Annotated in this window: 11 protein-coding genes; 5 read left to right on the forward strand and 6 right to left on the reverse strand. The window is 52.0% G+C overall.

Translation table 11 applies throughout. The features are described from left to right. Nucleotides 1–356 precede the first annotated feature (356 nt). Entirely contained in the window at nucleotides 357–1,022 is a 666-nt protein-coding gene (locus tag ACKGJP_RS11260; RefSeq protein WP_409345743.1) for a DNA-binding response regulator, read from the reverse strand. Nucleotides 1,023–1,391: 369 nt separating this feature from the next. On the opposite strand from ACKGJP_RS11260, the gene ACKGJP_RS11265 reads away from it, so the two are divergent. Both ACKGJP_RS11265 and ACKGJP_RS11270 read left to right on the forward strand, forming a co-directional pair. Further along, nucleotides 1,392–1,922, forward strand: coding sequence for a sigma-70 family RNA polymerase sigma factor (locus ACKGJP_RS11265; RefSeq protein WP_409345744.1), 531 nt, complete (start codon nucleotides 1,392–1,394; stop codon nucleotides 1,920–1,922). Then, nucleotides 1,915–3,261, forward strand: a complete 1,347-nt coding sequence (locus ACKGJP_RS11270) for a DUF4179 domain-containing protein (protein WP_409345745.1) — start codon at nucleotides 1,915–1,917, stop codon at nucleotides 3,259–3,261. Before ACKGJP_RS11265 ends, ACKGJP_RS11270 begins: the two co-directional genes overlap by 8 nt. A 55-nt stretch (nucleotides 3,262–3,316) precedes the next feature. Here ACKGJP_RS11270 and ACKGJP_RS11275 read toward each other — a convergent pair whose 3' ends face one another. The 3 genes from ACKGJP_RS11275 to ACKGJP_RS11285 are packed head-to-tail and all read right to left on the reverse strand — an operon-like array spanning nucleotide 3,317 to nucleotide 6,731. Beyond that, nucleotides 3,317–3,439: a hypothetical protein gene (locus ACKGJP_RS11275; protein WP_409345746.1), complete on the reverse strand. Its 123-nt coding sequence runs from the start codon at nucleotides 3,437–3,439 to the stop codon at nucleotides 3,317–3,319. Next, the gene (locus ACKGJP_RS11280; RefSeq protein WP_409345747.1) at nucleotides 3,436–4,956 is read right to left on the reverse strand and encodes a response regulator; all 1,521 of its coding nucleotides are present in this window, start codon (nucleotides 4,954–4,956) and stop codon (nucleotides 3,436–3,438) included. The genes ACKGJP_RS11275 and ACKGJP_RS11280 overlap by 4 nt, the downstream gene beginning before the upstream one ends. Then, nucleotides 4,953–6,731, reverse strand: coding sequence for a sensor histidine kinase (locus tag ACKGJP_RS11285; RefSeq protein WP_409345748.1), 1,779 nt, complete (start codon nucleotides 6,729–6,731; stop codon nucleotides 4,953–4,955). Before ACKGJP_RS11285 ends, ACKGJP_RS11280 begins: the two co-directional genes overlap by 4 nt. 128 nt (nucleotides 6,732–6,859) lie before the next feature. Here ACKGJP_RS11285 and ACKGJP_RS11290 point away from each other — a divergent pair, with 128 nt between their 5' ends. From ACKGJP_RS11290 to ACKGJP_RS11300, 3 genes are all read left to right on the forward strand, one after another. Beyond that, on the forward strand, nucleotides 6,860–7,765 hold the full coding sequence (locus ACKGJP_RS11290) for an ABC transporter permease (RefSeq protein WP_409345749.1): 906 nt from the start codon (nucleotides 6,860–6,862) through the stop codon (nucleotides 7,763–7,765). 148 nt (nucleotides 7,766–7,913) lie between these two features. Next, nucleotides 7,914–8,840 (forward strand): carbohydrate ABC transporter permease, encoded by a 927-nt coding sequence (locus tag ACKGJP_RS11295; protein ID WP_409345750.1) that lies wholly within the window; start codon nucleotides 7,914–7,916, stop codon nucleotides 8,838–8,840. Between the two features lie 271 nt (nucleotides 8,841–9,111). Continuing rightward, complete coding sequence (locus tag ACKGJP_RS11300) at nucleotides 9,112–10,818, forward strand: ABC transporter substrate-binding protein (RefSeq protein WP_409345751.1); 1,707 nt, start codon at nucleotides 9,112–9,114, stop codon at nucleotides 10,816–10,818. 141 nt (nucleotides 10,819–10,959) lie between these two features. Here the strand turns inward: ACKGJP_RS11300 and ACKGJP_RS11305 are convergent, their stop codons facing one another. Further along, on the reverse strand, nucleotides 10,960–11,646 hold the full coding sequence (locus ACKGJP_RS11305; RefSeq protein WP_409345752.1) for a zinc metallopeptidase: 687 nt from the start codon (nucleotides 11,644–11,646) through the stop codon (nucleotides 10,960–10,962). A 34-nt stretch (nucleotides 11,647–11,680) separates the two neighbouring features. Beyond that, nucleotides 11,681–12,112, reverse strand: a complete 432-nt coding sequence (locus tag ACKGJP_RS11310; RefSeq protein WP_409345753.1) for a MerR family transcriptional regulator — start codon at nucleotides 12,110–12,112, stop codon at nucleotides 11,681–11,683. Nucleotides 12,113–12,230: the final 118 nt, after the last annotated feature.

Here is a 12,230-nt window from a genome sequence, read left to right on the forward strand (position 1 = left end):
TTATTTTGCCTGAATAGCAGAATTTCTCGCCGAAACCTCGAAATAGCAGACCTTAGAGTCGTCTAAAGTTGCGAATATATGAGAATTCACCAAAATAGCAGACCCTAACGTCGCTTATAATTGCAAACTCTCGCAACTCCGCTTACTTGTTAAGAAAGTGTGCCTAGTAAAACTGAGTTTGTGAAGAGAGCAGCCACGCACGAGGCGAAGAGTAACATTAGTATGAAAGAGAGCAGCCACGCACGAGAGAGTTGCATTAGTGTTAATGAATTCTGCACTGCGTGAGGTTGAGATTACTACTAGTGTGAATGAAAGCGGCTGTGTGATAGAGTCCGTCTGCTTGCTAGCCAAAGTCTCTAAAGAAATAACCGTTTGCCTGCCGTGTCAAGCTCGTAAGAGCTGAACCGAAGGGTACCGCTGGCGGGACGGAGCACGCCCTTTTCGGCGAGGCGGCGGAGCCACTTGCGGGCATGTTCAACCCGAATGCCGAGAGAATCGGCAACCGCAACGGCTCTAAGCGGGGCCGTCGCACCGCCGATTAGGCGAACGATTTCTTTTTCCCGATACGTAAGCGGAATCAGATGGCTCTTATCGCCATACCAGTGTCCCATCATATGGAGGATGAACTGCTGGCAGCGGCGTTGTTTTTGGTTCAGATCGTCGTAGGCAAACCGGATGATTTTCCAGCCGTCCAGCATCAATTGGTTCTGACGCATCAGGTTATCGCCAAATCGCCATCGATCTGCATCTCTCGAATGGGGCCCGTATCCGTCGATTTCAAAGCAAATTCGATAAGGAGGCCGCAAATAGGCGAAATCGATATAGCGTAAGCCATCCTGAAAATCTTTGACCTCGAATTCTGGATGAAGATGACGAAACTGTCCGATTGCCGGCCACCAAACATTGAATAGAAACAACTTTTCCGCATGACCGTGTCCCTCTTGAAGTCTGCGAAGCCGTTCCCCGTTGCGTTTCTCCTCATGATGCCGCAGAAAGCTCTCATATTCTCGTGTGAAATCCATCCTTACACCTCCCGGAAAATATAAAAAAGCCGCCTTCCCGCGAACGGAAAAGACGGCGTGTGCTTCACGCTATTATTTACATGCTGATCACTTCCTATTATTGTAAACGAAGAGGAGCCGAAATGTCCAGCGGACATTCTTCGATTCAACATACGGTAAAATGTTCGGCTTTACACTTCCGCTGGATGTGCAATGAATCGCCCGCTGCCGCTCGCCTGCCCGCCATCGCTCCCATGACGGTGCACCACAACCGGCCAGTTTACTCATGCTCACCTGCTTGCGATTACCTGAAATCTTTTTCAACAAAACCAAACCGTTTTGTGCAACCGAGTCGTCTAATGCAGTAATACGAACATAAGGGGGAGAACGTTGTCCGTTGAGGAGTGGGTAAAAGCGGCGAAAGAGAACGATGAGACCGCGTTCTTTCGGCTTATGGAGCTTCACCGGGAGCAGGCATACCGGATAGCCTTCGCGTATTTACGCAATGAGCAGGAAGCGCTCGATGCAGTTCAAGAAACAACCTTCCGTGCATACCGGCAACTGGCCAAGTTAAAGGAGCCGCAATATTTCACAACTTGGCTAATTCGCATCCTGCTTAATTACTGCCATGATCAAGCCAAGAAACGCAGACGATGGCATCCGTTTTCGCGTATCGAATCGGAGCAAGCGGTCGCTGCCAGACCGATTGACCGCGAGGCGAAAATCGATATCGATATAGCCATGAACCGGCTTAAGCCCAAATACAAGCAAGTCGTCATTCTCAAATACTTTGAAGATTTGACGGTCGCGGAGGTGGCAAGGGTCATCGGGCGTCCGGAGGGCACGGTGAAAACAAGACTTCATCAAGCGCTGTCTCAGCTGCGGGTTTTGCTCGGGAAGGAGGAGGAGCACGATGTTTGAACGGGAGGAGCGGGAGCTGCTGCGCTCGAAGGAGCGGCTTGCGGTCGATGCGGCAGCGGATTTAGAACGGCTCGAGGCGGCGGTCCGGAATGGTATGCGTCAGGCTCAGGAAAACAGGAAACTGGCAAGGGCCGGCCATATAAGGCTCATAGCGCTTTCAGCGGGCTTATTGTGCCTTGTGCTTATCGTATCCATTCGGGTTTCTCCGGCCATGGCCTCCATTGTCGGTCAACTGCCAGGTATGGGGTACATTGTAAAGCTGATCGAGCAGGATCGCGGGCTGAAGCAGGCCTTGGAGAACGATTTCATTCAGCCGGTGGGCATCTCGGACGAGAAAGACGGGATCAAGCTGACCGTAGACGGCGTGATCGCGGATGAGTCTCGGCTGCATATTTTGTATACCGCCCAGAGTACGACGGGTTCGCCGAAGCCATTGCGAACCGCCGGCATCAAGCTGGAGGACGGAGACGGCGCGGGTGTGAAAGGAATGATCGCTTGCTGCTACCCGAACGAGAGCGATGGCAAAGACGGAATATTGCGGGGGCAGGTCGATGTTACGTTGTCGGAAGGCGTTAAGGTTCCGGAAAGGATACGCCTTCAGGTCGAGCTGAGAGAAGATGTAGCAAATCCGAAGGCCGTATGGGAAGTAAGCTTCCCCATTGACAGGGACCTGTTTGCGGGAATGAAGGAAACGCTGCCGATCGGCCAAACGCTTGAGATTGAAGGCCAGAAGCTTACTTTTACGAAGGCTACCGTGTATCCGACGCGAATCGGACTTGAAGTCGAGTTCGATCCGGCAAATACGAAGCAAATATTCGGCCTCGAAGATTTGGAGCTGGTCACGGACCGGGGGACGATTCTTAAAAGAAATACAGGCTGGCTGGGCGAAGAAAAGCAAACGATCTATTTCGAAAGCGACTATTTTTCGCAATCCAAGCGCTTGACTGTCAAGGGCTCCAAGCTTCAGGCGCTCGACAAAAGCAAGCGGAAGCTCATTATCGACATGGATCGGGAAGAGCTGGTCCGGGCGCCTGACGAACGATTGCGAATCTCGCATTTCGCCAAAACCGATCGTGCAGCAGACATAACGCTGGAGACGAAAATTCTGGTAGACGAACATTATATGTACCGGATCGTGGACGAGGAATTTACGGATTCCGAAGGCAATAACCATAAGCTCTCCAAAGGAAGAGAAAGTAGCTATCGAACGGGCAGCGACGTCCAGAATACGACGTTTCATATCGAAGTCGAACCGGGGCAGTTGAAAGGGAAATATACGTTTACTATCGTAGATTACCCGGCCCGCATCGAAAAGCCCTTTGAGGTGAAAATCCGGTAACCTTTCAATCGATCGAGTCAAAAAGAAACCCGCGAGCCGTTAGCCGGTTTGCGGGTTATTTCGCCGTTGCGCGGCCGCCGGACATGTTCCGTTTCCGGAAAGGGGACACATCCTCTTCGCTTATTACCGTCAATAGAAGGCCGGCAAAACGCAGCACTTCCGCTTTTACGACCCTCACGAAATCGAACCGCCAAGCCGGAACTGGCCGGGCGTGACGTTTTCGAATTTTTTGAACACCTTGAAAAAATGCCTCGGATTCTCATATCCGACCGACTCCGCGATCGCGTTGATCGGCCAATCGGGATGCTCCTGCATAAATTTCTTCGCTTTGTTCAACCGAAACGTATGCAAGTAGTGGAGAAACGTCATGCCCATTTCTTTGCGGAACAGCGTACTGATGTAGTTGGGATGCATGTGCACATGATCCGCGACCATATCGAGAGACAGGTCGAGCTTGTAATTCAAAGCTACAAAGGCGACGATCTTGTCGATCGTCTGCATGTGAGGCTGACGATGGTCCGGCCGGCGGACGCAACGGATCAGCTGCGACACGATATCCGCAACGCGAGCTTCGTCCAGCGCTTCTCCGCAAGGCGAGAACAGATCCGCCGCAGCTTGCTCCCCCCATATGGCTTCCGGCGTAAGTCCGACGCTTTGCAGGTATAGGCCGACGCAAACGAGAAATTGCTCGCGGAGCTTGCTCTGCGTTTCGCTCTCTCCCGCAACGTGCAGCAGGATGAGCTGCATATCCTTCTTGATCTGCTCCGCCGAAGGCTGCTGCTCCTGCGCATGCTCGATATAGCGGACCAGGTTGTCATAGCCGTCATGGATGTTTACCGCTTCATGGCGGTAAACCGCTATGCTGCAGCAATAGAAATACCGGTTGAAAAACATGGCGGCCAGCGCTTCGACATACAGTTCGCGCAAACAGGCTGCCGCATCCTCGCGTCCGCTTACCCCAATGCTAAACCCGCCGTCCGGCTTCCGGTACGTTTGGAAAAGCTTGCCGCAAGCCTGTTCAAGCTCCTTATCCGTTGCTCTTCGGCTGCCGTTTCCAAGGAGAACGGCTTGCCGCAGAAACCGGGATTGCAGCATATACGTTTTCTCGAAGACTTGATTCAGATCGCCGGCAAGAGCGGCAAGAAGCTCGGCAGGTGGAGACGGGTCGTTTTCATCCGTTTGCAGGACGATAACGGTCGAATACGGGTGTGGCAGAAGACCGGAAAGCTGCTCCGGCTTCACAGGCAGCTCGGCTGCCGGCGTATTGTAAAGCATATGCTCCTTCAGCAGCAGCAGATCGAGCTCGTCCGCCCGTTCATGGTCCGCCCGAATCGATTGCGCGATTTTGGCGAGTACGCCGACCAGCTCTTCTTTGTCGAGGGGCTTCAGCAAATAATCGATGACCTGATAGCGGAGCGCTTGCTGCGCATAAGCGAAATCCCCGTACCCCGTCAAAATGACAAAGCGATCGCAATAATTCCGCTCCTGCGCTTCTCTGATGAAGGCAAGACCGTCCATTTCCGGCATATGAATATCCGTCACGATCAGATCGGGCTGGAACTGCTCCAGCTTCTGGAGCGCATCGATCGCATCGCAGGCTCCTACAATTTCGGTAAACGGGGTGTCCGCTTTCCGAATCATCCGGATTATGCCATTCAACAGAACGGGTTCGTCGTCAACAACCATCAGCTTCATTGCGATGCCTCCTTGGCAAGCTTAAGCGAGCATGTCGTACCTGCGCCATGCTCGCTGTCGATTTGAATGCCGGAGCGGTCGCCGAAAAACATTTTGATCCGCTCGTTCACATTGTAAATGCCCAGTCCGCCGCCTTCCGCCCGGAGAAGCTGCGCGTCGGCCGTACCGTTCAGAACGCTCCGAATGACGGTCAGACGATCTGCTGCGATCCCGGCACCCGAATCCGAAACGGCAATGTACAGGAATGCGGCATCCTCCCAAATTCGGATCGAGAGCTCGCCCCGTTTGCGGACGCTCGCAATGCCGTGCACGATGCTATTCTCCACGACCGGCTGCAGCATATAACGCGGACAGATAAAGTTATCGGTAACAGCGCGGATGTCGAACGTCACGCTAAGCCGGTCGGCCAGCCTGATTTGCTGGATGTTGATATAGTCTTTCACGTTCTCGATCTCATCCCGCAGGGAGGTTTCGCTTTTGGCGCCCGAGAGGCTGTACCGGAAAAGCTTGCCGAGCGTATACGACATATCGGCGGCTTCGGGATCGTCGTTCGCTTCCGCAATCATGCGGATCGATTCGAGCGTGTTATACAAAAAATGAGGCTTGATCTGCGCCTGCATCATTTGATAGGCCGCTTCCTTGCGCAGCATCTCGGACCTGTGCACCGTATTGACCAGTTCGTCCATGCGCCTGATCATCGCATTATAGGAGACGGTGAGATGACCGACTTCATCGTTTTTGATATCGCCGCGATAAATCGGAAAATGATTTTCGTCCACCTGCCGCATATGTTTCGAGAGCTTCAGGATCCGTTTGGTAATCGAGCTGGCGATCAGATAGTACATGCCCGAAAGCACCAGCAGCAGAACGGCGACCGTCAATACGAGCACATACCGGTTTTTGTTGATTCCGCGGAAGACGTCGTCCACCTGCTCCAGAACGATGAACCTCAGCTTCAGGCTGTCCGCGTAGAACGATTCGACGAGCAATTTATTCCCGTTAAACGTTTGATAGGCGGATCTGGAATCGGAAAGGGCGGCTTGCCCGAACAACGCTTGCTTGCGTTCCGCCGTCAGCGGCATGATTTCTTGCCGGTATACCTCGCGCTGCTCCTGGTCAAGCACGTAGAGATTGCTTCTGCTGTTCACGTTCAGCGATTCCATCAAGGGCTTCATCAGCTTCGGCGTAACCGTGATGTCCAGCAACCCGATGTCCTGTTCGAAGTTTCGATTGCCGATTTTGTGGAAAAAGTGCAGGTTGATGTCCTGGCCGGCGCCTTTCGTAAGCGTGACCCATTTGCCTACGCCTAGCGGAAGTTTACGGAGACTGTCGTCCAGCTTGAACTCGCTCATTTCCGCCATCTCGGGCCGGAAGAGCATCCCGTTCTGCCGTTCCATATAAATCCTCAAATCGCCGATGAGCGGATTGGAGGAGCGTATGTAAGAGAACAAGGGTCTGATGTACGTGAGAAAATTGGACACCTGCTCGAAATCGGTGCGGTAATTGCCGTTCAAGTAGGCGATCGTGTTCGAATTGTTCTGAAACAGCTGGTAGACGGATTCGATCTGCACGGCGCTTACGTTCAGGTTGTTCAGCACCTGGTCGACGATCTTTTGCCTGCCTTGGGCGTATTCTTCCAGCACGCTGTTATAGTTCTGGTTGTACAGAAAAAGGCCGAATGAAATGATGGGGACGAAAATAATGACGATATAGCCGATGGCCATCTTTTTGACGATCGACAAGTTTTGATAGCTGAATCCAGGCTTCTTTTTCATGGGCACGCCACCTTATAATCGGACAGTTCAGTTGAAGAATGGTCACTATGATTTTGCAGCGGGCTCCTTTATGATAAGTCCTGTAAGCGCTTAATAATAGCAAAGACGGTATAGCGAGGAGGAGTAACATGAGTATAGCACTTCGCAACATAAAGAAAAACTGGCAACTATATCTTATTATTTTGCCTTCCCTCGTTTATTTGATCGTCTTTAAATATGTGCCTATGGCGGGCGTTCAGATCGCTTTCAAAAACTACATGGTGATCAAGGGCATTTGGGGGAGCGATTGGGTCGGCTTGAAGCATTTCTTCGACTTTTTCCATCTGCCCATCTTCTGGCGCATCATTAAAAATACGGCGCTGCTCAGCTTGTATTCGCTGGTCGTCGGGTTCCCGGCGCCCATCATCCTGGCACTTGCTCTAAACGAGCTTCGAAACGGGATATTCAAGCGGGCCGTTCAACTGGTGACGTTCGCGCCGTATTTCATCTCCACGGTCATCATGGTGTCGATCATCATGCTGTTCCTCTCGCCGCAGCTCGGCTTCGTCCATTTCCTGTCCGAGAAGTTCGGGCTGCCGGCCGAGAACATCATGTCGAAGCCGGAATATTTCAAAACGGTCTATGTGCTTTCCGACGTTTGGCAGTTTACGGGCTACGCATCGGTCATCTACATCGCCGCTCTGGCGGGAGTCGATCCGCATCTGTACGAGGCGGCTAAGGTGGACGGCGCTTCCCGGTTTCAGCGTATGATCAGCATCGATCTGCCCAGCCTGATGCCGACGGCCGTCGTCCTGCTCATACTGAATGCCGGACAAATCATGAACGTCGGGTTCGAAAAGGTGTACCTGATGCAGAATGCGATCAACGTCGGCACGTCCGAGGTCATTTCCACCTACGTGTACAAAATGGGGCTGGTCGGCGCCAATTTCAGCTTTTCCGCGGCTGTCGGACTGTTCAACTCCATCGTGAATTTGCTGCTGCTCATCATCGTCAATTACATCGCCAGAAAAAATTCGGAAACGAGCTTGTGGTAAATCGGCACAACGGCGAGCAAGAGGCGAGGCGGCGGCAAAGCGATAACCCGCGTTCGCTCGCGATGCCTTCATCAATCCGACTAAGAGAGGCTTACCCTATCGCCGTTTAAAGCATCGTATTCATCAAGGGGATCAGAGGAGGGAGAGCATGAGTCAAACGAGTCCGGCTATTAACGCCCGTTCCGCGGCACGCATTCGGGAGAGCGGCATCGACAAAATATATTTATTTTTCGTGTATTTATTCTTGATCGGATGCTTGATCGTAGTAGCCTACCCGCTTATTTATATTTTGAGCTCCTCGTTCAGCTCGTCGTCTGCGGTTATTTCGGGGAAGGTGTGGCTGCTGCCGGTCGAGCCGACGCTTAAAGGCTACAAGGCGGTGTTTCAAAACCCGCAAATTTTGACGGGCTACGGCAATTCCTTGTTTTACCTTGCGTTCGGCACGCTGCTGAGCGTAGGGCTGACCATTACGGCGGCCTATCCGTTGTCGCGCAAAGATTTTTACGGACGGAATCTGATTACGGCGCTTTTCGTATTCACGATGCTGTTTAGCGGCGGTCTCATTCCTTACTATTTGACAGTCAAAGGTCTTGGGCTGCTGGATACGAGATGGGCGATGATCATTCCGGGTGCGATCTCCGTTTGGCAGGTCATCCTGGCAAGGACGTTTTTCCAGACGTCGATCCCTTCGGAGTTGACGGAAGCCGCGCATTTGGACGGCTGCAGCGACTTCAAGTTCCTGCTTCGCATCGTCCTCCCGTTATCGAAGCCGATTATCGCCGTGCTGGTCTTGATGTATGCGATCGGCTATTGGAATTCATACTTCGAAGCGCTTATTTTCCTAAAGTCTTCGAACCTTTACCCGCTGCAGCTCGTTCTTCGGAACATCCTGATATTGAACTCGATCGATCCTACGATGATTAAAGACGTCAAGGAGCTGGCGGAGCGTCAAGGCTTGAAGGAGCTGCTCAAATATTCCTTGATCGTCGTCGGCAGTGCGCCGGTTCTTATCCTGTATCCGTTTGTCCAAAGGCATTTCGTCAAAGGGTTATTAATCGGTTCCCTGAAAGGCTGATATCGGTTACCATGAGAAGGAGTGATGCCGGACACTGTTTGTGCCGGGCTTGTCCCCCTAAGGGTAAAATCGCAACATGCATAAGCTTTGACGATTGTTCGGTTTCGGGCAAACGTATGGCATCCAAAGATGCCGGCAGGCGTTTATCCTGGATTGATCAGAAAGTATATCGTGGAAGTCGCTCTAAATCTCGGTAAACGCGCTTGTCCCTAGAAAGGACGGCGAAGCCGTTTATCCTTGGATGGTTAGGCAAACAAGGGAGGTTATGAACATGATCCGTCGGCAAAACAGAAAAACGTGGATGTTTGTAGCTATATTCGTATCCGTAGTCATGCTTGTAGTCGGCTGCACGTCGAATGGCGGCGAGCCGAATGTTAGCGATAACCCTCAAGCGAGCGCGAGCTCCGACGGAGGGAAGGGATTTAATGCGACCGGCTTCCCGATTTCCAAGGCCAAAATCAACATGAGCGCTTTCGCGCCGCAGTCGGCCAACATCGGCGATTTGAACACGAACTGGTTTACGAAATATTTGGAGGAGAAGACGAACATTCATCTAAACTGGCAGCTCGTTCCCGGGGAAGCGGCGGCTTTGAAGGAGAAAAAGCAGCTGCAGCTGGCGAGCGGCGACTATCCGGATATTTTCATGGATGGTTCGCTGACAAAGGAGGAACAGCTGCTTTACGGCCAACAAGGCGTGCTCGTTCCGTTAAATAAGCTGATCGATCAATATGCGCCTAACATTAAGAAGGCGTTCAAGGATATCCCTTATCTCGAGAAGGCGATTACGGCGCCGGACGGCAACATTTATGCGATTCCGTCGGTAAACGAATGCTATCACTGCCAGTTCTCCGCCAAAATGTGGGTAAACACCAAATGGCTGCAAAAGCTCGGCATGAGCGCTCCGAAAACGACCGACGATTTCTACAATATGCTGAAAGCGTTTAAGGAGAAGGACCCGAACGGAAACGGCAAGGCGGACGAAATCGCGCTTACGGGATCGCCGACCGGCTGGCATACGGATGTCGAGACATTTGTGATGAACGCCTTCGTCTATTTCAATGCCGACAACAATTATTTTATGATGAACGGCGGCAAGCTCGAAACGTCCGTCGACAAGCCGGGCTTCAAGAAGGGGCTGCAATTCCTCAATAAATTGTACGCCGAAGGCTTGATCGATAAAGAAGCGTTCACGCAAAAATCCGATGCCCTCACGCAAAAAGGAAACAGCCCGGACGTCGCAATTGCGGGAGCTATACCGGCAGGCTGGTTCGGCGAGTTTACCGACGCGTCGACGACGGCGACCCGCCACAAGGATTACGACCCGATCGCGCCGCTTACCGGCCCGGATGGCGCTTCGTTCGCGGCTCACTACATCGGTATCGGCAACTCGGTATTTGCCATCACGAATAAGAATAAGAATCCTGAAGCGGCTATTCGCCTGGCCGATTACTTGTACTCCGAGGAAGGCACGACGATGTCCAACTTCGGCGAAGAAGGACGAAACTGGGTGAAAGCGGAAGCGAACGACAAAAACACGCGAGGCACGGCCGCCAAATTCAAAGTGAAAGAAACGTCATACGGCGTCGGTCAAGTGCAAAACGATCACTGGAATCAAATGGGGCCGGGACTCCGTTCGGCGGAATACCGGGAAACCGCCTATGCGGCCAGCCAAGATCTTTACACGATGGACGGCTTGGAAACCCGCTTGTTCAAAGCGACGAAGGAGCTGTACGAAGGCCATCAGCCGAAGGAAGAGTTCCCTACGGATATTTTCTTGACGTCGGATCAAGCGAACCAAGTGAAGCAGTTGAAACCGATTATCGTGGATTATGTGAAGCAATCGATGCTCCAATTCATTATGGGGGCCAAGAGCGTCGACAAAGATTGGGACGCATACGTGAAGGGGCTCAAGGATTCCGGCATGGATCAGTTTATCAAGATCTACCAAGAAGCATACGATAAAGTGTACAAAAAGTAACCGGCGGACGACTGATGACCTGTTCTAACAAAATGATTCGAGGCCAAAAAGAAAATGAAAAAGCATCCCGCGCCGTCAGGCGGCGGGATGCTTTTTCATTTGTGGAATGGTTAAGGCCTGTTTCCCTTGAGGGGAAATTGATTAGTCGTCGTTGCGTCCTGTGAAAATCATAATGTACTTGAGCAGCTCAAGCACGGAAATCAGAGCGGCTGCAACATAGGTCAGCGCAGCGGCATTCAGGACTTTCGCAACGCCGTTCTCTTCTTCGTTGGTGATGAAGCCTTCGGCTACCATCAGCTCGCGGGCGCGGTTGCTTGCGTTAAACTCGACCGGCAGCGTAACGAGCTGGAATAGGACGGCTGCGGAGAAGAAGATAATACCTAACAACAATAGGCCGGGGATAGTTTGAAAAATCAAACCTGCGATGATCAGCAGCGGCGCTACGCCGGAAGCGATGTTGACGACCGGGAACATTTTATGGCGGGCTACCAGCATCGGATAATGCACTTTGTGTTGAATGGCATGGCCGACCTCGTGGCAAGCGACGGAAATGGCCGATATCGAGCTTTCATAATAGACGGGCTCGGACAAACGTACGACGCGGTTAATCGGATCGTAGTGGTCGCTGAGCGTTCCCGGCACGGCTTCGATCGGAACGTCGTACAGGCCGTTCGCGTCAAGCATTCTGCGGGCTGCGTCATAGCCGGTCATCCCCGACATGGCCCGCTCCTGCGACCAGCGGTTGAAGGTGCTCCGAACCCGGAAAGAGGCCCAGATCGACAATCCGAAAGCGATGAAAATCAGAATGTCCATTTTGTGAAAAAACATGTCAGTTCCCTCCAAAGAATCGTCTCAGCGTTTCTTAAAGAAGCGGACCCTTGTTTAGAAGAATGAGGAGAGCTTCAATAACGGCTGCGCTTTGCGGGGTAAGCATGTTATACAGATGCTTCGCCTGCTTCGGCTTCAGCTGATCGATCATCGGCCCCAATTCCTTGACTTCCTTCTCAAGTTGGAGCATATGGTGTTGAATGGATGTCAGCTTATCTGCCACGCCTTCGTCAGGGTTGATTTTATCCCACTGCTTGAGCTTCTCCTTGATTTCCTCCAAGGTATACTTCTCTTTTTTCATTAGTTCAATACGTTTCAATCGCGCGAAGGTTTCATCCGAATAAAAGCGATAATTTTTGTCCGACCTCGCTTCGGGACCGATAAGGCCTAGCTTTGTATAATAGTCGATCGTTCGGGGACTCACCCTCGATAATTTCGCTAATTCCCCAATTCGGTACATTTTCATATCCCCATCAGAACTCACCCTTTCTTATGTATAAAGAAGCGGCTTGCCCGTCTTCCGCTGAAGGCGTGCTTTAGTCCCATCATACTGAATATAAACCATACAGTCAAACGTGATAGTT

Origin of the sequence: Paenibacillus litoralis (assembly GCF_046244365.1) — a bacterium.
In the GTDB taxonomy this organism is placed as follows: Bacteria; Bacillota; Bacilli; order Paenibacillales; family NBRC-103111; genus Paenibacillus_V.